The 19,193-nt window shown below is 65.8% G+C and carries 20 protein-coding genes and 1 tRNA gene; 6 read left to right on the top strand and 15 right to left on the bottom strand.

All coding sequences use genetic code 11. The annotated features are described in order from the left end of the window. Window positions 1-2 precede the first annotated feature (2 nt). Both ABFP37_RS01325 and ABFP37_RS01320 read right to left on the bottom strand, forming a co-directional pair. Complete coding sequence (locus ABFP37_RS01325) at window positions 3-1,619, bottom strand: sodium/solute symporter (RefSeq protein WP_078026383.1); 1,617 nt, start codon at window positions 1,617-1,619, stop codon at window positions 3-5. Beyond that, the gene (locus tag ABFP37_RS01320; protein ID WP_078026382.1) at window positions 1,616-1,996 is read right to left on the bottom strand and encodes a DUF485 domain-containing protein; all 381 of its coding nucleotides are present in this window, start codon (window positions 1,994-1,996) and stop codon (window positions 1,616-1,618) included. Before ABFP37_RS01320 ends, ABFP37_RS01325 begins: the two co-directional genes overlap by 4 nt. 164 nt (window positions 1,997-2,160) lie before the next feature. On the opposite strand from ABFP37_RS01320, the gene ABFP37_RS01315 reads away from it, so the two are divergent. The 4 genes from ABFP37_RS01315 to ABFP37_RS01300 are packed head-to-tail and all read left to right on the top strand — an operon-like array spanning window position 2,161 to window position 5,929. Continuing rightward, the gene (locus ABFP37_RS01315) at window positions 2,161-3,357 is read left to right on the top strand and encodes a histidine kinase (RefSeq protein WP_078026381.1); all 1,197 of its coding nucleotides are present in this window, start codon (window positions 2,161-2,163) and stop codon (window positions 3,355-3,357) included. Between the two features lie 36 nt (window positions 3,358-3,393). Continuing rightward, window positions 3,394-4,116 carry a LytTR family DNA-binding domain-containing protein gene (locus ABFP37_RS01310; protein WP_078026380.1) on the top strand — a complete coding sequence of 241 codons (723 nt, stop codon included), beginning with the start codon at window positions 3,394-3,396 and terminating at the stop codon, window positions 4,114-4,116. Continuing rightward, the gene (locus ABFP37_RS01305) at window positions 4,113-4,466 is read left to right on the top strand and encodes a hypothetical protein (RefSeq protein ID WP_078026379.1); all 354 of its coding nucleotides are present in this window, start codon (window positions 4,113-4,115) and stop codon (window positions 4,464-4,466) included. Before ABFP37_RS01310 ends, ABFP37_RS01305 begins: the two co-directional genes overlap by 4 nt. Further along, complete coding sequence (locus tag ABFP37_RS01300; protein WP_078026378.1) at window positions 4,463-5,929, top strand: cation acetate symporter; 1,467 nt, start codon at window positions 4,463-4,465, stop codon at window positions 5,927-5,929. Before ABFP37_RS01305 ends, ABFP37_RS01300 begins: the two co-directional genes overlap by 4 nt. A gap of 58 nt (window positions 5,930-5,987) precedes the next feature. Here ABFP37_RS01300 and ABFP37_RS01295 read toward each other — a convergent pair whose 3' ends face one another. From ABFP37_RS01295 to rpsB, 6 genes are all read right to left on the bottom strand, one after another. After that, window positions 5,988-6,575 carry a DivIVA domain-containing protein gene (locus ABFP37_RS01295; protein ID WP_347032500.1) on the bottom strand — a complete coding sequence of 196 codons (588 nt, stop codon included), beginning with the start codon at window positions 6,573-6,575 and terminating at the stop codon, window positions 5,988-5,990. Between the two features lie 130 nt (window positions 6,576-6,705). Continuing rightward, entirely contained in the window at window positions 6,706-7,629 is a 924-nt protein-coding gene (locus ABFP37_RS01290) for a phosphatidate cytidylyltransferase (protein WP_078026377.1), read from the bottom strand. Next, the gene (frr, locus tag ABFP37_RS01285) at window positions 7,629-8,186 is read right to left on the bottom strand and encodes a ribosome recycling factor (protein WP_078026376.1); all 558 of its coding nucleotides are present in this window, start codon (window positions 8,184-8,186) and stop codon (window positions 7,629-7,631) included. The genes ABFP37_RS01290 and frr overlap by 1 nt, the downstream gene beginning before the upstream one ends. Window positions 8,187-8,284: 98 nt before the next feature. Continuing rightward, window positions 8,285-9,022, bottom strand: a complete 738-nt coding sequence (gene pyrH / locus ABFP37_RS01280; RefSeq protein ID WP_078026375.1) for a UMP kinase — start codon at window positions 9,020-9,022, stop codon at window positions 8,285-8,287. Window positions 9,023-9,147: 125 nt separating this feature from the next. Beyond that, entirely contained in the window at window positions 9,148-9,984 is an 837-nt protein-coding gene (gene tsf / locus ABFP37_RS01275) for a translation elongation factor Ts (RefSeq protein ID WP_078026374.1), read from the bottom strand. Between the two features lie 128 nt (window positions 9,985-10,112). After that, window positions 10,113-10,997, bottom strand: coding sequence for a 30S ribosomal protein S2 (gene rpsB, locus ABFP37_RS01270; RefSeq protein WP_078026373.1), 885 nt, complete (start codon window positions 10,995-10,997; stop codon window positions 10,113-10,115). 421 nt (window positions 10,998-11,418) lie between these two features. Between rpsB and ABFP37_RS01265 the strand changes: the two genes are divergently transcribed. After that, window positions 11,419-11,967 (top strand): M23 family metallopeptidase, encoded by a 549-nt coding sequence (locus tag ABFP37_RS01265; protein WP_347032499.1) that lies wholly within the window; start codon window positions 11,419-11,421, stop codon window positions 11,965-11,967. A 64-nt stretch (window positions 11,968-12,031) separates the two neighbouring features. On the opposite strand, the gene ABFP37_RS01260 is transcribed toward ABFP37_RS01265, so the two are convergent. The 7 genes from ABFP37_RS01260 to ABFP37_RS01230 form a co-directional block, all read right to left on the bottom strand. Further along, complete coding sequence (locus tag ABFP37_RS01260; RefSeq protein WP_347032498.1) at window positions 12,032-13,222, bottom strand: acyl-CoA dehydrogenase family protein; 1,191 nt, start codon at window positions 13,220-13,222, stop codon at window positions 12,032-12,034. A gap of 140 nt (window positions 13,223-13,362) precedes the next feature. After that, window positions 13,363-13,689 carry a hypothetical protein gene (locus tag ABFP37_RS01255; protein ID WP_347032497.1) on the bottom strand — a complete coding sequence of 109 codons (327 nt, stop codon included), beginning with the start codon at window positions 13,687-13,689 and terminating at the stop codon, window positions 13,363-13,365. A 163-nt stretch (window positions 13,690-13,852) separates the two neighbouring features. Further along, window positions 13,853-13,926 (bottom strand) — tRNA-Ile (locus ABFP37_RS01250). A 94-nt stretch (window positions 13,927-14,020) separates the two neighbouring features. Continuing rightward, window positions 14,021-15,211, bottom strand: coding sequence for a glycosyltransferase (locus ABFP37_RS01245; RefSeq protein WP_347032571.1), 1,191 nt, complete (start codon window positions 15,209-15,211; stop codon window positions 14,021-14,023). A 102-nt stretch (window positions 15,212-15,313) separates the two neighbouring features. Beyond that, complete coding sequence (locus tag ABFP37_RS01240) at window positions 15,314-16,222, bottom strand: DMT family transporter (RefSeq protein WP_078026368.1); 909 nt, start codon at window positions 16,220-16,222, stop codon at window positions 15,314-15,316. Beyond that, entirely contained in the window at window positions 16,222-16,845 is a 624-nt protein-coding gene (locus tag ABFP37_RS01235; RefSeq protein ID WP_347032496.1) for a CDP-alcohol phosphatidyltransferase family protein, read from the bottom strand. Before ABFP37_RS01235 ends, ABFP37_RS01240 begins: the two co-directional genes overlap by 1 nt. Window positions 16,846-16,900: 55 nt before the next feature. After that, on the bottom strand, window positions 16,901-17,782 hold the full coding sequence (locus ABFP37_RS01230) for a phage holin family protein (RefSeq protein ID WP_347032495.1): 882 nt from the start codon (window positions 17,780-17,782) through the stop codon (window positions 16,901-16,903). A 181-nt stretch (window positions 17,783-17,963) separates the two neighbouring features. Between ABFP37_RS01230 and ABFP37_RS01225 the strand changes: the two genes are divergently transcribed. Next, complete coding sequence (locus ABFP37_RS01225) at window positions 17,964-19,184, top strand: multidrug effflux MFS transporter (RefSeq protein WP_347032494.1); 1,221 nt, start codon at window positions 17,964-17,966, stop codon at window positions 19,182-19,184. Window positions 19,185-19,193 lie beyond the last annotated feature (9 nt).

Here is a 19,193-nt window from a genome sequence, read left to right as displayed (position 1 = left end):
AATCAGTGATCAGCGGCTTTCTCGGCACCGACGCCGGTCAGGGAGCGGACTTCCATCTCGGCCTGCTTGCTGCGGTCCTCGCGGTTCTTGTCCAGGACCGTGCCCAGCCATCCGAGGAGGAAGGCCAGCGGGATGGACACGATGCCCGGGTTGCTCAGCGGGAAGATCGCAAAGCTGGCTCCCGGAATCATCGACGTCTTGGCCCCTGACACCACCGGTGAGAGCACGATCAGGATGATCGCCGATGCCAGGCCGCCATACATGCTCCATACTGCGCCCTGGGTGGTGAACCGGCGCCAGAACAGCGAGTAGATGATGGTGGGCAGGTTGGCGGATGCGGCGACGGCGAACGCGAGCGCCACCAGGAAGGCGACGTTCTGGCCGTTGGCGAAGATGCCGCCCAGGATGGCCATGATGCCGATGACCACCACGGTGCGGCGGGCCACCTTGACTTCAGTGTCGGCGTCGGCCTTTCCCTTGGCGATGACGCTGGCGTAAATGTCATGGGCGAAGGACGCCGCGGCGGTGATGGTGAGTCCGGCCACCACCGCGAGGATCGTGGCGAAAGCAACCGCGGAGATGAAGCCCAGGAGCAGCGGTCCGCCCAGGTAGAAGGCCAGCAGCGGGGCGGCGGAGTTGACGCCGCCGGGAGCAGCCTTGATGGTGTCCGCACCGACGAGGGCAGCGGCACCGTAACCGAGGACCAGGGTGAACAGGTAGAACAGGCCGATCAGCCAGATGGACCACACCACCGATTTCCGGGCTTCCTTGGCCGTGGGCACGGTGTAGAAGCGCATCAGCACGTGCGGCAGGGCGGCCGTGCCGAGAACCAGGGCGAGGCCGAGGGACATGAAGTCCAGCTTGGATGTTTCGGTCTTGCCGTACTGCAGGCCCGGGTTCAGGACGTTGGGGTTGTTGGAGGTCTCCACGGCCGCACCCAGCAGGCTGGACAGGTTGAAGCCGTAGATGGCCAGGACCCAGAGCGTCATCACGGCGGCACCGGCAATGAGCAGGATGGCCTTGATGATCTGCACCCAGGTGGTGCCCTTCATGCCGCCGATCAGCACGTAAGTGATCATGAGGGCGCCCACGACGATGATCACCAGGGCCTGGCCGCCCCAGTCGCTGATGCCCAGCAGCAGGGAGATCAGGCTGCCCGCACCGGCCATCTGGGCCAGCAGGTAGAAGAAGCACACTGCCAGGGTGGAGATGGCGGCGGCGATGCGGACCGGACGCTGCCTGAGCCGGAAGGAGAGGACATCGGCCATGGTGAACTTGCCGGTGTTGCGCAGCAGTTCGGCCACGAGCAGGAGCGCCACGAGCCAGGCGACAAGGAATCCGATGGAGTACATGAAGCCGTCGTAGCCGTTGATGGCGATGGCACCGGTGATCCCCAGGAAGGATGCCGCGGACAGGTAGTCACCGGCGATGGCGGTGCCGTTCTGGGACCCGGTGAAGGAGCGGCCGGCCGCGTAGTAGTCGGCCGCGGTCTTGTTGTTCCGGCTCGCCCGCAGGACGATCACCATGGTGACGGCGACGAACAGGGCGAAGATGCCCATGTTCAGGAGCGTGGTGTCCTTGAGCGCGGCGACGTCGACCGCTGTAGGAATGCTGATCACTTGGATGCTCCACCCATGCGGTTGCCCGCTTTGTCGAATTCGTGGCCCTCAATGCCGTGGCGGATCTCCGCGGCGATGGGGTCCAGCTTCCGGTTGCAGTAGCTGACGTACCAGCCCGTAATGGCAAAGGTGGTGACGAACTGGAGCAGGCCCATGATCAGCCCCACGTTGATGTTCCCCCACACCTTGGTGGACATGAAGTCGACCGCATAGTCGGCCAGCAGGACGTAGGCGAAGTACCACAGCAGGAATGCCACGGCCATGGGGAAAACAAAGCTGCGGTGGCGCTTGCGCAGTTTCTGGAACTGCTCGGTGGCTTGGACTTCCTCGAAGTCCGCGGACGCCGCGACGTCCGGAGTTCGGGCACTGTTACCCATCGTTCCTCCTCATTGAGACTTTCTCCCACACGGGCTCGCACGCTCCAGGCCAGTGTGACTCCTATCACTGTGCTCCGGTCTTGGGAAAGGTTCCAGTACCTGCGGAAACCGGTCGCCTAGCGGTCACGATGCTGCGACAAACGGCACGCGCTACGCTGGGCAACATGCCCGACTCCCCTCTCTACGCTGTCGCCGCCGTGGCGGTGATCGCCCTGGCGATTGCCGTCGTCGTCGGGGTTGGCCTCAAGGTGCTCCGCTCCTTCCGCGAGCTGGGGACCGACGCCGAGCGTGCCACCTACAACACCCTTCATGCGGCGTCGAAGGCCGGCCGGCACCTCCGGACGGGGCTGAACCCGGCCGGTGCTGCGAAGGCCAGCCGGCAGCTCCGGGCCCTGCTGGGGTGCGACGCCCTGGCCATCACCGACGTGTCCGGGGTGCTGGCCTGGGACGGTCCCGGCGAAGAGCTCCGGCCCCGGCTCATGGAGCTCGCCGCCGATGTGCTGTCCAACGGGAGGACGCAGATGTTCAGCGCCGGCGACCTGCAGGTGCCTCCCCGGAAATCCGGTTCGATTGCGTCCGCCGTCATCGCGCCCATCCGGGCGGGCTCCCGGGTGGTGGGGGTTGTTGCGGCCTTTGCCCCTTCCGCCGGAGCCGGCCTGGTCCGCGCCACCACCGAAGTGGCCGACTGGGTGGCCGCCCAGGTGGAGCTGGCGGAGCTGGATGCCTCGCGGACCCTCCTGATGGAAGCGGAGGTCCGGGCGCTGCGGGCACAGATCAGCCCGCATTTCATCTACAACTCGCTCAACGCCATTGCCTCCTTCATCAACACGGACCCGGCGCGGGCCCGCGAACTGGTGGTTGAGTTCGCGGACTTCACCCGCTACTCGTTCCGGCGGCACGGGGACTTCACCACGCTCGCCGAGGAGCTGCGGTGCATAGACCGGTACCTCCTGCTGGAACGGGCCCGGTTCGGTGACCGGGTACAGGTGAGCCTGCGGATCGCGCCGGAGGTGTTGAGCACGGTGATACCGTTCCTGAGCCTGCAGCCGCTCGTGGAAAACGCGGTCCGGCACGGCCTCGAGGCGAAGGAAGGCCCCGGCCACATCACCATCTCCGCCAACGATTCCGGCGCCTTCGCGGAGGTCACCATCGAGGACGACGGCGTGGGGATGGATCCGGTGCAGCTTCAGTCCATGCTGGCCGGACATCTGGACGGGGAACACGTCGGGCTGCGGAACGTCGACGCACGGCTTCGCCAGGTGTACGGCGACGACCACGGGCTGGTGATCGAGACGGCCCCCGGCGAGGGGACGCTGATCACCATGCGGGTCCCCAAGTCCCAGCCGGGGCACAACGCCTGAGAACCCCGCGGCCCGGCCGGCAGATAACCTAGAACCATGATTAACGTACTCGTCGCCGACGACGAGCTGCCCGCCATCGAAGAACTCGCCTTCCTGTTGGGCAGGGATGAGAGGATCGGCACCATTTTCCGCGCGTCCTCCGGCGCCGAGGCGCTGCGGGCCCTCGAAGCCGAAACTGTGGACGCCGTCTTCCTCGACATCCACATGCCGGCAGTGTCCGGCCTGGAGATCGCGAGGGTCATTTCCCGCAGCAGCCGGCCACCCGCCGTCGTCTTTGTCACCGCGGACGAGGACTGCGCCCTGGAGGCTTTCGAGCTGGCGGCGGTGGACTACCTGCTGAAGCCCGTCCGGGCGGAGCGGCTGGCCCGCTCCGTGGGCCGGATCAGCGAGCTGATCCGCGACGGCGGCGGCCCCGCCCCGGAGATGATCACCGTGGACCAGGGCGGCACCACCAGAATGATCCGGCGCGACGACGTCACTTACGTCCAGGCGCAGGGGGACTATGCGCGGCTGCACACGGCCGATGCCAGCTACCTCATCCGCGTTCCCCTGGCGGACCTTGAACAGCAGTGGGCGGACGCCGGCTTCATCCGCACCCACCGTTCGTATCTCATTGCGCTCTCGCACGTCACGCACCTGAAGCTCGCCGCGGTCCGTCCCAGCGTCACCGTGGAGGATGCCGAGCTGCCCATCAGCCGCCGTCACCTGCCGGCCGTCCGGGAGAAGCTCGAGGCCACCCGGATCCGGCCGCAGGCATGACACGCGTCAGGGTGACGGCGCCCCGTTCCGCGGCCAGGCCGGCAACCGAGCCGCGGGAGGCCGCCGAGGAATCGGAAATGGGGCAGGTGTTTGTCCGCTCCCTGATCCGGTCCCAGCTGCGGCTCGCCCTGGTGGTTGCGGGCGGATTCCTGCTGATTCTCGGCGCGTTTCCCCTGCTGCTCGGTGCCATCCCCGGGCTGGCCGAAACCCGGATTGCGGGAATCCCCTTTGACTGGCTCCTGCTGGGCGCCGGAATCTATCCGGTGGCCGGGATCAGCGCGTGGCTGTATATCCGCAGCGCCACGCGCAACGAGGCGCGGTACCGGGACCTCGCCGAGGACAAGCTGTGAGCCCCGCCGTCGGGATCGCCGCCGTTGCCGCCGTGTCGGTGGCCACCGCGGTGATCGGCTTCTACGGGCTCCGGATCTCCCGGACCACCGGCGACTTCTACGTGGCTTCCCGCACCGTGCGGCCCTGGTGGAACGCCTCCGCGATCGGCGGCGAGTACCTGTCTGCCGCAAGCTTCCTCGGCGTGGCCGGCCTGATCCTGCTGTCCGGCACTGATGCCCTGTGGTATCCCGTGGGGTACACGGCCGGCTACCTGATGCTCCTGCTGTTCGTGGCGGCCCCGCTCCGCCGCTCGGGGGCCTACACGATTCCGGACTTCACGGAGGCGCGGCTGGACTCCCGCGCCGTGCGGCGGGTGACGAGCCTGGCAGTGGTCATTGTGGGCTGGCTGTACATTGTTCCCCAGCTGCACGGCGCCGCCCTGACGATCCGGACCACCACGGGCCTGCCGCCCTGGGTAGGGTCCACCGCGGTGGTTGTGGTGGTGTGCCTGACCGTGGTTGCAGGCGGCATGCGTTCGATCACTTTTGTGCAGGCATTCCAGTACTGGCTCAAGCTCACGGCGCTGGCCGTCCCCATCATCTTCATGGTCTTTGTCCTGAGCGGAAACGATCTTCCGGCAGAGGCCGCCCCTGCCACCAACCCCACGGGCCAGGTTCCGGCCGGCCCGTACCAAAACATCTCGCTTCTGGTGGCGCTGCTGTTCGGAACCCTGGGCCTGCCGCATGTCCTGGTCCGCTTCTACACGAATCCGGACGGGCACTCCGCCCGGCGCACCACCCTGATTGTGCTGGGCCTGCTCTCCGTGTTCTACCTGTTCCCCACGGCCTTCGGACTGCTGGGTCGCGTCTTCGCACCCGAACTCGCCGACACAGGGCAGGCCGACGCCGTGGTGCTGCTGCTGCCGGGACGCCTCGTGGGCGGGCCTGCCGGCGAACTGCTGTCGGCCCTCGTGGTGGCCGGAGCCTTCGCCGCCTTCCTGTCCACGACGTCAGGGCTGGTGGTTTCCCTGGCCGGCGTGATCAGCCAGGACGTGCTCGGGGGCAGCGTCCGCGGCTTCAGGCTGGCCGCGCTGGTTTCAGCCACGGTTCCGCTGGGCCTGGCATTCACGACGGACTCGCTGGCCCTCGCCGGCAGCGTGGGCCTGGTCTTCGCCTTCACGGCCTCCACGATCTGCCCGGTGCTGCTGCTGGGAATCTGGTGGCGGGGCCTGACCGATGCCGGTGCCATTGCGGGCATGGTGACGGGAGGCGTGCTGTGCGGCGGGGCCATGGTGGCCGGAACAGTGCTCGGGGCGGCCGGGACGCCGTCCTGGCTGGCCCAGCCGGCGGCCTGGACGGTGCCTGCAGCCTTTGCCGTCATGATCCTGACGTCCCGGGCAACCAGTGCACGCGTGCCGCGGACCATCACCAAGGTCATGACCAGGCTGCACACGCCCGAAAGGCCGCTCGCCACGGAACGCTGAGCGGGCTCCGGCGGCCCCAGCCTACGGAACGCGGACGCTCAGCGGCGGGTGACGCCGTTCAGTCGATCGCGGCCATCAGTTCGACGACGCGGTCCAGGAATGCGTCCACCTGGGTTTCCTCGTAGCCGTCCTTGCCGACGGCCGGACGGAACACGGCCCGGCGGACGTTGTCCACGCTGAGCGGCTTGTCCTCCTCAAGGTAGCCGATCAGGTCCGTGCAGAGCCTGTCCACGTCCTTGGTGTTGTAGCTCCGCGCCTTCTTCTTGACCGGGTGGCGGAACCTCTCGCCGTCGGGCCTGTGCAGGCGGCCCCGAAGCGTTCCGGAAAGCTGCCCGATCTGCCGCAGCCAGGCATCCTCCCCCTGCACCGCGATGAGTTCGTCGCGTTCGCGGCGGGCGAAGGCGTCTTCGAGCCGATCGAGGGCCGCGTCAACCGCCGTAGCGGAATATCCGCCCTTGACCGGGTCGAAAGACACCGACCGGACGTCGGCGCTCTTGATGGGGTGGACGGCCGCCGCCGGCGTCTCCAGGGATACACGGGCCCGCTGCAGGAACTGGTCCACCTGCTTGGCGTTGTAGCCGTAGTCGGTCCGCGCCACACGCTCGAAAGACGCGGGGATCTGCCGCTTGCTGTCCACTCTCACCATGTTTCCTTCAATGCTTTTCAGCTCAGTAGTAACCGCAATATTGTAGGGCGCCGCGCTAGCCGGCGGGGACCCGGCAGAGCCGTGCCCGGCAAACCCGGACCCCCAGGGCCGGAGCCTCAGGGCCGGAGTGTCAGGTGCCGGACACCAGGACGAACAGCATGTACGCCACCGGGGACGCGAACACAATGGAGTCGAGCCGGTCCATGACCCCGCCATGCCCGGGCAGGATGCTGCTCATGTCCTTGATGCCCAGTTCGCGCTTCACCATGGACTCGGCGAGGTCGCCGGCGGTGGCGGATGCAACCATGCCGACGGCCAGGACCACGCCCACCCACCACGGCTTGCCCAGCAGGAAGATGCTTGCCAGGACACCGATCAGCATGGCGCCGGCCATGGACCCGGCAAAGCCTTCCCATGATTTCTTGGGGCTGATCTTGGGAGCCATGGGGTGCTTGCCGAGGGATGCCCCCACGAGGTAACCGAAAGTGTCGTTGGAGACCACGAGCAGGAGCAGGATGACGATCTGCCACGCCCCCTCCGGCACCACGCCGCCGGGCCAGGGGCCGATCGGAGTCACACCGCCCGCCACGTGGAGCGGCAGCGCCGCGAAACTGATCAGGAACGGAACCCAGGCCAGGGTGAAGACGCCGGCGAAGATGCTCCGGGCCGAGCCGGTTGCGCTCTCGACGGACCGCCACAGCAGCACCGCAACGCTGCTGATCAGCATGGCGAACAGCAGGCTTTCCGGTCCGCCGAAGTAGGCGGAGAACGGCATGGCCACGGTGCCGACCATCACGGGGACGATCGGCAGGCGTGTGCCGGTGGCCTCGAGGGCACGGAAGATTTCCCACACGCCGAAAATGGCAAAGGTAGTGGTGACGGCGACGAACCCCAGCGGCAGGAACAGCAGGCCGCCCAGCACGGCAAAGAGCATGGCCAATCCGACGGCGGTTGCCGCCGGCAGGTTGCGTCCGGCCCCGGGGGTCGGGTTAGGCCTCGGCTGGCGGGTCCGCGATCGCGCCCGGGCTCCGGGGGCCTGCTGTGCCTGGCCCATCAGACTTCGAGCAGCTCAGCTTCCTTGCGCTTGAGCAGTTCGTCGATGCCGTCGACGTGCTGCTTGGTCATGGCATCGAGTTCCTTTTCACCGCGGCTGCCTTCGTCCTCCCCTGCTTCGCCGTCCTTGACGAGCCTGTCCAGGGTTTCCTTGGCCTTGCGCCGGATGTTCCGGATCGAGATCTTGGCGTCCTCACCCTTGGACTTCACGATCTTGACGTACTCCTTGCGGCGTTCCTTCGTGAGCTCCGGGATGGTGATGCGGATGACGTTGCCGTCGTTGGACGGGTTCGCGCCGACCTCCGAATCGCTGAGGGCCCGTTCGATGTCGCGCAGGGCAGTCTTGTCGTACGGGGTGATGAGGATGGTGCGGGCATCGGGAACCGCGAAGGAGGCCAGCTGCTGGAGCGGCGTGGGGGTGCCGTAGTACTCCACCATCACCTTGTTGTACAGGCCCGGGGTTGCCCGGCCGGTCCGGATCGAGGCGAAGTCTTCCTTGGCTACCTCAACCGCCTTGTCCATCTTGTCCCCGGCTTCGAGCAAGGTTTCTTCGATCACGATCTCTCCTCAGAAATTGGTTCCCGGCGGACCGGGGCATTTCACAATCCGGGTTCCGCCCGATGGGCGGAACCTTCCTAAAAATATCCTAGCTGTAACTAGGGGGTGACCAGCGTTCCCAGCTGTTCGCCGCGGATGGCGCGCGTGACGTTGCCTTCGCCTTCCATGCCGAAGACCACCATGGACAGGTTGTTGTCCTTGCACATGGTCATCGCGGTCTGGTCCATGACCCGGATGTCGCGGCGGAGGGCGTCGTCGTAGCTGAGCTTTTCCAGCTTCTCCGCGCTCGGGTCCTTCTTCGGATCGGCCGTGTACACGCCGTCCACGCCGCTCTTGGCCATCAGCACCACGTCCGCGTGGACCTCGAGGGCGCGCTGGGCGGCCACGGTGTCGGTCGAGAAGTAGGGCAGCCCGGCCCCGGCGCCGAAGATCACGACGCGGTTCTTCTCCATGTGGCGGATGGCACGGCGGGGAATGTAGGCCTCGGCGACCTGGCCCATGGTGATGGCGCTCTGGACCCGGGTCTCGACGCCGGCCTGCTCCAGGAAGTCCTGCAGGGCGAGGCAGTTCATGACGGTTCCCAGCATGCCCATGTAGTCGGCACGCGACCGGTCCATGCCGCTCTGGGAGAGTTCGGCTCCGCGGAAGAAGTTTCCGCCACCCACGACAATGGCAACCTCGACGTCGGGAACGGCTGCGGCGATCTGCTTGGCGACTCCCCGGACGGTGTCCGGGTCAACGCCCAGCTTGCCTCCTCCGAAGACCTCACCGGACAGCTTCAGGAGGACCCGGCGCCTGTTCTTCTCTGACTGGACTGAAGTTTTGACGGCTTCCATGGTGCCTTCCCGTTGGTGAACTCTGAGCTAGATTATCGTGCTGCACGGCCAAAGCTCATATTCCCGCCTGGCCCGTGCATGCAAAAGGGGCGGCCACCGAAGTGACCACCCCCTTGCGTGTCTGACTAGGAGCCGACGCGGAAACGCGTGAAGGCGGTTCCCTTGACGCCGGCCTCTTCGAGGACCTGCGCCACAGACTTCTTGGCATCCTTGGCGAAAGCCTGGTCAACCAGGACTTCACCCTTGTAGAAGCCCGTAACGCGGCCTTCCACGATCTTGGTCATGGCGGCTTCGGGCTTGCCCTCGGCCTTGGCCGTCTCTTCGGCGATGCGGCGCTCGGACTCAACGAGTTCAGCCGGAACGTCTTCGCGGGAGAGGTAGTTCGGAGCCATGGCTGCGATGTGGACTGCGACGTCGTGGGCGGCCGTTACAGCGGCTTCGCCTTCGCCGTCAACAGCGAACAGAACGCCGACCTGGGCCGGGAGGTCTTTGGAGGTCTTGTGCAGGTAAGCGTCGACCGTGGCGCCCTCGATGCGGGAGATGCGGCGGACCACTACCTTCTCGCCGAGGACAGCGCCCTCTTCGACAACGACCTCGGACAGCGGCTTGCCGTCCACGTCGGTGGCGAGCAGGGTCTCGAGGTCGGCGGCGCCGGACTCGACGGCGATGGCGAGGACCTTGTCGGCCAGCTGGATGAACTTGTCAGCCTTGGCGACGAAGTCGGTCTCGCAGTTGACCTCGATCATTACGCCCACGCCGCCGTCGACCTTGGCAGCAACCAGGCCTTCAGCAGTGGAGCGGCCTTCGCGCTTGGTAGCGCCCTTCAGGCCCTTGATGCGGATGATCTCGATGGCCTTCTCGGCGTCGCCGTTGGCTTCGTCGAGAGCCTTCTTGACATCCATCATGCCGGCGCCGGTGCGCTCGCGCAGAGCCTTGATATCAGCGGCAGTGTAGTTCGCCATGTGAACCCCTCTGTCTAGAAAATTTATGTGGTGTACGGACCGACAGGACGGCAGCTCACCTGGTGAGCCGCCATCCTGTCAGTTACCCCGGCACTGCGGACAGAGCCGGGAAATCCCGGTGGAGTTGTTTACTTCTCGGCGTCGGTAGCCTCGGCAGCGGCCGGGGCTTCCTCTGCAGCGGCAGCATCTTCAGCAGGAGCAGCTTCAGCGGCCGGTGCTTCGGCGGCTGCCGGAGCTTCCTCGGACTTGCTGCCCTCGAGGAGTTCGCGCTCCCACTCGGCCAGCGGCTCTTCCGGGGTCTCGGCAGTGCCGGTTGCGCGCTGGTTGCGGGCGATGAGGCCCTCTGCAACAGCGTCAGCGACAACGCGGGTCAGGAGGTTCACGGAGCGGATGGCGTCGTCGTTGCCGGGGATCGGGAAGTCGACTTCGTCCGGGTCGCAGTTGGTGTCCAGGATGGCCACAACGGGGATGTTGAGCTTCTTGGCTTCGTCAACGGCCAGGTGTTCCTTCTTGGTGTCCACGATCCAGAGCACGGAGGGTGCCTTGGTCAGGTTGCGGATACCGCCGAGGTTGGACTCAAGCTTGGTGAGTTCGCGGCGAAGGAGCAGCAGTTCCTTCTTGGTGTAAGCGGAACCGGCGACGTCGTCGAAGTCGATCTCTTCGAGTTCCTTCATGCGCTGGATACGCTTGGCAACCGTCTGGAAGTTGGTCAGCATACCGCCGAGCCAACGCTGGTTGACGTACGGCTGGCCAACACGGGTGGCCTGCTCGGCAATTGCTTCCTGAGCCTGCTTCTTGGTGCCGACGAAGAGTACGGTTCCGCCGTGTGCGACGGTGGCCTTCACGAACTCGTAGGCGCGGTCGATGTAGGACAGCGACTGCTGAAGGTCAATGATGTAGATGCCGTTGCGCTCCGTGAAGATGAAACGCTTCATCTTCGGGTTCCAACGACGGGTCTGGTGTCCAAAGTGGACGCCGCTGTCAAGCAGCTGGCGCATAGTTACGACGGGCATGCCGACGCTCCTTCCGGCAGGTCATTCATGAGAGAGCCCATGGGCCGCTCTTACCCTGCCAATAGTTGACGGTTATTTAGCTTCGCCCAGGCGGGCCAAGCTCCTGGCATCCATTGCGCTTCTCATCAGGACCGTTGCCGGCCTGACCGCAAGAGGCACAATCCTCCTCGGCGGGAAGCATCGGCTTCCGGTTTTGGAGGGCTGGATACGCGTAGTCAGCTGCTGCTCCCCCGCACTCCTGAATGGGGCGTGCTGACGCTACCCCAGAGACTGGAATACGTTGAGGGCACAGCAAACTGCTCCACCAAGTGTACTACAGGGGCACGTGGCAAAAGCACCAGTTCCGGGGCCGCCGGCGGCGTTTTCCACATACGCCGAAGAGGCGGTTCCGGCCGCCGGTCCCGGCGGCGAAGCTGGGTGAATGAAAGCCCCCGCGCTCATCGCCCTCCTGTTCCTCGCGGCTGCCGCAACAGCACCGGCAACCGCGCCTGCCGCCGGCGCTCCGGCTGCCCCCGTCAGCCTCCGTGCTCCGCTGCCGGCGGCGGGCTCGTGGAGCTGGCCGCTGACTCCCCGGCCGGCGGTCCTGCGGGCCTTTGACCCGCCGGACAAGCCGTGGCTCAGTGGCCACCGGGGCGTGGACCTGAAGTCCGCATCCGACGGCGGACCGGTCACCGCGCCGGAGTCCGGCACCGTGAGCTTTGTGGGCGTCGTGGTGGACCGGCCCGTCATCACCGTGGACCACGGCAACGGCCTGCGCAGCAGCTTCGAACCCGTGGCGAGCACGCTGGCGAAAGGCGACGCCGTGGCCAAGGGGCAGCTCCTGGGCACGCTTCTTGCCGGGCACTGCGGCCCGACGCCCTGCGTTCACTGGGGCGTGCGCCGGGGCGACGAGTACGTTAACCCGCTGGAATTCGTCCTGGACCTGCGGCCGTCGGTCCTGCTGCCCCTGGACGGACGGCCTCCCGACTGACCCGGCGGGGTCGGGCGGGATCGGGCGGGATCGGGCGGGATTGCGGCCGGGACTACACGTGGGGCTAGACGATGGCCGAGATGCCGGTGATGGCACGGCCGGTCACCAGCGTGTTGACCTCATGGGTGCCCTCGTAGGAGTAGATGGCCTCTGCGTCGGCGAAGATCTTGGCCATCTCAAAGTCGGTCACGATGCCGTTTCCGCCGAGCAGGCTGCGGCCAATGGCCACGCTCTCGCGCATCCGGGCGGTGGTGAACGCCTTGGCCAGAGCAGACTGCTCATCCTTGGCCTGGCCCGCGTCTTCGAGCTGCGACAGCCGCACCATCATGCCCATGGAGCTGACGGTGTTGCCCAGCATCTGGACCAGCTGGCTCTGCACCAGCTGGAACGACGCGAGGGGGCGTCCGAATTGGTGGCGCTCCACCGCGTAGCGCCGGGCGACGTCAAAGGCGGCAAGCTGCTGGCCCACGGCCTGCCACGCCACTGCGAGGCGGGTGACCTTCAGGACCTTGTTGGTGTCGCGGAAGCTGTTGGCATGGGCGAGTTTGAAGAACTCCGGAACGGCCACATTCTTGAGCGTGATGTCCGCGTTCTGCACGGTCCGCAGCGATATCTTGTTCTCGATCTTGGTGGCGCTGAACCCGGGCAGCGTGCTGTCCACGAGGAATGCCTTCACCTGGTTGTCAGCCACGTCTTTGGCGTAGATGACTACCCAGTCGGAGAAGGTCGCGTTCCCGATCCAGCGCTTTGCGCCGTTGAGAATCCACTGGTCACCCTCGCGCCGGGCCGTAGTGCGCGTTCCGCCGGCGACGTCGGAGCCGCCCAGGGGTTCCGTGAGGCCGAAGGCACCGATCTTCCTGAGTGCGTAGATGTCCGGCAGCCAGGCGTCCTGCTGCTCGCGGGAGGCGAGCGCCTCGATGGACCCAGTGAAGAGTCCGTCGTGGACACCCATGAATGTGGCAATGGACGTGTCCGCGCGCGTGACCTCGGCGTGCACGATGCCAGCGAAGAGGTTGGAGTAGCCCTGGCGGCGCACCGGGCTGACGAGGTCGATCTCGGCGAGCTTCGGGATCAGCTCCATCGGAAACTCGCCCCGGTTCCAGCAGTCCACCGCAATGGGCTTCACCTCGCGGGCCAGGAAGGAGCGGATCTCGACTAGCCGGTCCTGTTCTTTGCCGTTGAGCAGCTGCTCGAAGGCGAAGAAGTCGCCGTCGGCGTAGGGCAGGTCGTTAATGTCGGTCGCAGCTGTGGACATGATGTTCCTTCGCGGGTGATCAGCACCGGCCTGACGGCCGCGCCTTGCGTCAGCAGTATGTTACTGGTGAGTAACTTACCGCAGTTGCCCTGGGAAACAAAGCCCGCGGAGCACACCCGCGTGCGGCCACTGGCATGTGACTACTGCAACCTCTTCAGGCCCCGCCCTTCTTCCTTTCCGAACATGGCCGCGAAAAGCAGCGCCAGGACCGCCACCAGGTAACCGACGCTGACGCCAATGAACCAGCTCACTCCGGCGCTTTCCAACCCTGTCACCACGATGATCAGGCAAAGAAAGAGGGCAGCCAGGTTCATGATGACTGCCACTTCCCGCCACTTCGACAGCCTTCTCCGCACCTTCCGACGAGGCACGTTCGCGGGAGACAACCTGTCTTCAAGGGCCAGGAAGACCAAGAGGGAGGGGATGACTTGGGCGAGCAATCCTGCCGCGTCCGGATCGATATTCATGGCGCAAGCTTAGGCACCATCTCCGCCGTCCCGACCGGTAACCACCGACGGATCCTCCAACGGAAGAACGGCCGTCGGAACCTCGCCCGACGCTTTCACGGGCCGGCATCACAATGAAAGTGCCCCCGAGCCGCGTTTCCGCGGCTCAGGGGCACTTTTCGGGTAGGGCTACTCGGACTTGAACCGAGGACCTTAGGATTATGAGTCCCGCGCTCTAACCAGCTGAGCTATAGCCCCACGCCCCGGATGCTGCGGCCCCTCACCGGGGTCCGCCATCTGCAGGGCAAAAACACTCTAGCAAACTGGCGGCCGGCTCTAGACCACCTTGGCCTTAGACCACCTTGTCGTCGTAGCTCGCGCCACGGTACAGGTCCTCGAAGGTCTGAAGGGTCCCCTGGATGCTGTGGGGCTCCACCATGCAGCGGCTGGCGTGACCCATGGCCTTCCGCTCCTCGGCCGGCAGGCGCAGGATCCGCGTCAGCTTCTCCGCCAGGTCCGCGCTGTCGTTGGGCGTGAACAGATAGCCGTTCTCACCGTCCCGCACCAGGTGGGGAAGGGCCATGGCGTCGGCCAGGAGCACAGGTGTGGAGGCTGACATCGCTTCAAGGGTCACCAGCGACTGCAGCTCCGCGGTTCCCGGCATGCAGAAGATGTCCGCCCTGATGTACGCCTTGCGCAGGTCCTCGTCGCTGGCCAGGCCCAGGAACCTGACCCGGTCCTGCAGGCCGAGCCGCTCCACGAGCGCCTCAAGCGCAGACCGGACTTCCCCTCCGCCCACGATCTCCAGGTGCACGTTCAGGTCCGCGGGGCTGGCCGCCACGGCTTTGATCAGCACATCAACGTGCTTCTCTTCCGCCAGCCGGCCCGCAAAAAGGACGGTGGGATGAGCGTGCGGCTCAATGACCTCGTCCGGCCTGAGCTCGTAGGCAGCGGAGTCGATGCCGTTGGACAGCGGCAGCACCTTGCGCAGGAAGGCGTGCTGGTGCATGGCCTTGGCGGCCAGCGGGGTAGGCGTGGTCACGACATCCGCCTGGCCCATCACCTTGCCCATGTCCTTCCAGGATATTTTCCCGATGATGTCCTTGAACCACTGCGGGAACGGCAGGAACGGGTTGAGGTTCTCGGGCATGAAATGGTTGGTGGCCACGATCCGGATACCGCGCTTCGCGGCTTCGTAGAGCACGTGCTCGCCGATCATGTAGTGGCTCTGGATGTGCACTACGTCCGGCTGAACCTTGTCGAACAGCAGGCTGATCTCCTTCTTGATCTCCCACGGGAAGCAGATCCGGAAATACTCGTGCGTGAAGACACCGTGCGAGCGAAGCCGGTGGACGGTGGCTTCCTTGCGGATTTCGGTGAAGCTTTTACCCTTGTCCGGCCGGCAGGCGAGAACGTGGACGTTGTGTCCGCGGGCCGTCATTCCCAGGGCCAGCCTGTAGCCGAACTGTGCTGCGCCGTTGACGTGGGGCGGATAGGTGTCCGCCGCAATGAGGACGGTCAGTGGACGCTGGGCATCGGGCATGGTCACGTGGAGAGCTCCTGATGGTCACGGTGCGGTTGGCTTTGACAGACCGCACCTGGTGGCCGCTGGCGCGTTGGCGCCTGGCCCGCAGTGAAAAATCGGCTAGTGGGATGCCCTGCCTGCAGCCTTCCGAGCGTCTTTCTTGCGCTTGGTGACTTCGGGATGGTGCCTGGAGAGGGCTATCACTCCCACGATAGCAAGGGATGCGGCCGTACCCATGGCAATCGCCAAGACGGCGTGGACATCCGGACGCAGCTCTCCCAGGATGGCGATGCCGATCGCGATGCCCACAATGGGATCAATCACCGTCAGCCCGGCAATCACCAGGTCCGGCGGGCCGGTGGAGTAGGCGCTCTGCACGAACCAGGACCCCAGGCCTCCTGCCGCTGCGATGGCAACCACCGAGTACCACTGCACGTTCAGCAGGGCCAAACCGTTCGGATCGATGAGGTGCTTGCCGATGATCCGGGTCAGCACCGCCACGAATCCGAACAGGACGCCGGCGCCAAGGATGTAGATGAAGGCGCTCATGCGGTGCTTGAACATGGCCGCCAGCGTGCCGAAGATACTCACGGCCAGGGCAAGCAGCAGGACAATGGTGAGCTCGTCGGCGGAACTGACGTGGTGGTTTTCCTGCGTAACGAACACGGCCAGGAGAACAAACAGTGCCGAGCCCGTGACGCAGGCGGTGATCGCCACCACCGTGGCCCGGTTGATGCTCAGCCCCTGGTCCTTGGTGTTCACGATGGTGGTGATGACCAGGGCGATGGCTCCGATTGGCTGCACGACGGTCAGCGGGGCCGACACCAGGGCGACGGCGTTCATCGCCATGCCCATGCACAAGAGCAGGAGCCCGAAAACCCACCGGGGATTCCGCAGCAGGCGCAGGAATCCGTTGGAGCTGAGCGCCAGCCCGCCGGTGTCGGCTTTGACCGCGCTCCCCTGCCGTTGGGCGCCAAAGGCCAGGAAGAATGCGCCCATGACCGCGAGGAAAACCGCAACCCACACCATCAGCCGTGCCCGCCGTCGTCAGCAGCAAGCATTTTGCCTTTCCGGCGGATGGCCCAGAAATAGTTGTAGGCGGCCACCCAGTGGCCGAGCAGCCCCAGGCCGAGCACGATCCACGCCGCAACGAAGTAGGCATCAGCAAAGGGTATGGCCAGTTTCGAAAGCACCAGGAGCGGAGTTCCCAGCAGCAGCAGTCCGGTGCGGGCCTTGCCCACCATGCTGACCGGCAGATCCGGATGGCCGTGGAAATAGAACAGCGACATGGTGAGCAACACGGCATCCGGCACCAGGAGTGCGGCCAGGTACCACCACTGCACCACTTCTGCTATCACCAGTGTGACCGCCACGGCGATGAGCGCCAGCCGGTCGGCAATGGGGTCCAGGACGCGGCCCAGCTTGGAGGTTTGGTTGAACCGCCGGGCGACGTACCCGTCAACCCAGTCGGTGCCGCCCATGACGGCCAGCACCAGAACAGCCAGTCCGTACTCGTGCCGGGAAAGCACCAGCCAGATGAAGAGCGGCACGCCCATGAAGCGCAGAACCGTGAGGAAGTTGGGGATGGTGAAGACCAGATCGCGGTCGACGTGCGGCTGGCCGGGCCCGGAACCAGCGCCGGTGAACCTCATCCGGTCCCCCTCTCCATGGCGGGCGGCGTCTTCCTGTCAAAGTTCAGGGCAGCGCTCAGCTCTTGAACAGTTTGCGTAGCAGCGCGAGCAGGACCGCGGCGGATGCGGCGAGGGCGAGCAGCGGCTTCCAGCGGGCTTCCAGCTGCCCCGGCAGGGAGCCCCGGTTTTCTCCGGAGCGGGCCGATGACGACAGTGACGAAAGCTTTTCGGCCGCCCGCTCCGTGCCTTCCCGGAGTTTGTCCTTGCCGTTGTCCAGGCGGTGCCGGGCAAGAGCAAGGAGGGCCTGGGCCTGGGGTTTGACGTCGATCTCCTCGCCAAGCTCGTCACGGACGCCCTTGAGGTGTTCACGGCGCTGGTGCACGCGGCGGCGGAGTTCCGGCTCGGTGGGGGCGGGCAGGTCAATGGCCTCTGCTGCGGCCTTGGCTTCCTTGTCTGCCTTCTCCTTGGCCTTGGCAGCCTCCTTGGCTTCCTTGGCAGCCTTGGCCTGCGGCGAGTTCGGGTCCAGCACAGCGGGGTCGAAGTCCGAGCCTTCCTTGGCGATGCCAAGATCATGCTTAAGGCCGCGGATAGTGTCCTCCGGGACGAGCGGCATTGCCTGCTTGAACTTCCGGAGGCCGACGAGCCCGCCGATGAGGGCAATGATGAGGAACACGGCGCATACGATCAGTGCCGCGAGCCAGGCAGGCATGATGGTGGCCAGTCCCATGATGGCGGCGACGATCAGGCCGGTCAGCAGGAAGGCGGCAAACACGGCGGCCACTCCGAAAAACGCTCCGGCAACGCCCAGCTGCTTGCCCTTGCGCTTGACCTCGACCTTGGCCAGGGCAATCTCGTCGTTGAGCTGGCGCGGCGCCAACTGGAAGATGAGTTTCAACGTTTTTGGCAGCGCAGTAATACGCAATCCCTGGTTGGCCCGCCCGCTGTGACGCCCGCTCATAGGTTCCGCCTAACTGGTTCCATAGTTGATTCTTCTTCGGCTTCTCCGGGTCGGACTGTTGCTCAGCGCGTCCCCGGTGACAAAACTATCATTCAGGGTCTTCCCCAACTTCTGGAAATACTTTCCGGCGAGCCCTCCAACGCTGTAAAAGTATGATCTTTGCACCCTAGGATTGGTCTCTGTGACCACCATCAACCCGGGCGATGCACTCAGCCGCCGCCAGAAGTTCCTCTACATCCTCCTTCTTGGCGCCCTCACGGCTCTGGGCCCGTTCACCGTGGACCTCTACCTGCCGGCCTTCCCGGCGCTGGAGGCGAGCCTGGGAGTATCGGAGGCGGCCGTCCAGCTCACCCTGACCGGCACAACACTCGGCTTTGCGCTGGGACAACTGGTGGTTGGGCCGTTCAGCGACAAGTTCGGCAGGAGGATGCCCCTCATCCTGGCAACGGCCCTGCACATCGCCGCCTCGGTCGGGGCCGCGCTCTCGACGGACATTGCCAGCCTGGGCCTCTTCCGTGTCCTGATGGGCATTGGCGCAGCGGGCGGCGGCGTCGTGGCCATGGCCATGGTGCGCGACCTCTTCAGCGGCTACGCCATGGTCCGGATGTTCTCACGCATGGCCCTGGTCAACGGGCTGGCCCCCATCCTGGCGCCCGTCATCGGATCGCAGCTGCTCCTGGTGATGCCGTGGCCTGGCATCTTCGCGTTCCTGGCGTGCTACGGCACCGTGGTCATCGTCGCCGCAATGTTCCTGGTCCGCGAGACACTGCCGCGGGAGAAGCGCGGCCAGTCGGGCCTGACGGCGCGGCAGCGCTACCGTGCGCTCTTCTCCGACCGGATCTTCGTTGGCCTGCTGATGCTCGGCGGCATGAACTTCGCCGGGCTGTTCACATACCTCTCCGCGTCCCCGTTCCTGTTCCAAGACATCTACGGATTCACGCCGCAGCAGTACGGCCTGCTGTTCGGCGTGAACTCCCTCGGCATCGTGGCCGGAGTCCAGACCAGCTCCAGGCTCATCCGCCGCGTGCCCCCGCAGTGGATCCTCGCCGGCTCCACCGCCTGGATGTTCCTGATGGCCGTCCTGATCGTCATCTTCGACCAGCTGGGGTTCGGGCTCTGGGGCGTAATGGTGCCGCTGTGGTTCTACATCCTCGGTACGGGCTTCACCTTCCCGAGCGTGCAGGTCCTGGCACTGTCCAGCCACGGCGCGCAGGCCGGCACTGCGGCATCGCTGCTGGGCGCCTCCACGTTCATGATGGCCGGCGTCATCTCGCCCGTGGTGGGCTGGCTGGGCGGCAGTTCCGCCACTCCCATGGGCGCCGTCCAGGCCTGCTGCATTTTCCTCGCCGCCGCGGCCCTGTGGCTCGTGGTCCGGCCCAGGACCGTCCCGTCCATCCACTAGGCCCCTGGC

The sequence above is a fragment of the Burkholderia sp. RS01 genome, from assembly GCF_039748055.1.
GTDB lineage: Bacteria > Actinomycetota > Actinomycetes > Actinomycetales > Micrococcaceae > Arthrobacter.
The sequence above is the reverse complement of the archived record's forward strand: the minus strand, read 5'-3'. Positions and strand labels throughout refer to the sequence as shown.

Coding starts and splice junctions, on each gene's coding strand:
- ABFP37_RS01320 (WP_078026382.1), bottom strand. CDS start 1,996: ATGGGTAACAGTGCCCGAACTCCGGACGTCGCGGCGTCCGCGGACTTC.
- ABFP37_RS01315 (WP_078026381.1), top strand. CDS start 2,161: ATGCCCGACTCCCCTCTCTACGCTGTCGCCGCCGTGGCGGTGATCGCC.
- ABFP37_RS01310 (WP_078026380.1), top strand. CDS start 3,394: ATGATTAACGTACTCGTCGCCGACGACGAGCTGCCCGCCATCGAAGAA.
- ABFP37_RS01305 (WP_078026379.1), top strand. CDS start 4,113: ATGACACGCGTCAGGGTGACGGCGCCCCGTTCCGCGGCCAGGCCGGCA.
- ABFP37_RS01295 (WP_347032500.1), bottom strand. CDS start 6,575: ATGGTGAGAGTGGACAGCAAGCGGCAGATCCCCGCGTCTTTCGAGCGT.
- ABFP37_RS01290 (WP_078026377.1), bottom strand. CDS start 7,629: ATGGGCCAGGCACAGCAGGCCCCCGGAGCCCGGGCGCGATCGCGGACC.
- pyrH (WP_078026375.1), bottom strand. CDS start 9,022: ATGGAAGCCGTCAAAACTTCAGTCCAGTCAGAGAAGAACAGGCGCCGG.
- tsf (WP_078026374.1), bottom strand. CDS start 9,984: ATGGCGAACTACACTGCCGCTGATATCAAGGCTCTGCGCGAGCGCACC.
- rpsB (WP_078026373.1), bottom strand. CDS start 10,997: ATGCCCGTCGTAACTATGCGCCAGCTGCTTGACAGCGGCGTCCACTTT.
- ABFP37_RS01265 (WP_347032499.1), top strand. CDS start 11,419: ATGAAAGCCCCCGCGCTCATCGCCCTCCTGTTCCTCGCGGCTGCCGCA.
- ABFP37_RS01260 (WP_347032498.1), bottom strand. CDS start 13,222: ATGTCCACAGCTGCGACCGACATTAACGACCTGCCCTACGCCGACGGC.
- ABFP37_RS01255 (WP_347032497.1), bottom strand. CDS start 13,689: ATGAATATCGATCCGGACGCGGCAGGATTGCTCGCCCAAGTCATCCCC.
- ABFP37_RS01245 (WP_347032571.1), bottom strand. CDS start 15,211: ATGCCCGATGCCCAGCGTCCACTGACCGTCCTCATTGCGGCGGACACC.
- ABFP37_RS01240 (WP_078026368.1), bottom strand. CDS start 16,222: ATGGTGTGGGTTGCGGTTTTCCTCGCGGTCATGGGCGCATTCTTCCTG.
- ABFP37_RS01235 (WP_347032496.1), bottom strand. CDS start 16,845: ATGAGGTTCACCGGCGCTGGTTCCGGGCCCGGCCAGCCGCACGTCGAC.
- ABFP37_RS01230 (WP_347032495.1), bottom strand. CDS start 17,782: ATGAGCGGGCGTCACAGCGGGCGGGCCAACCAGGGATTGCGTATTACT.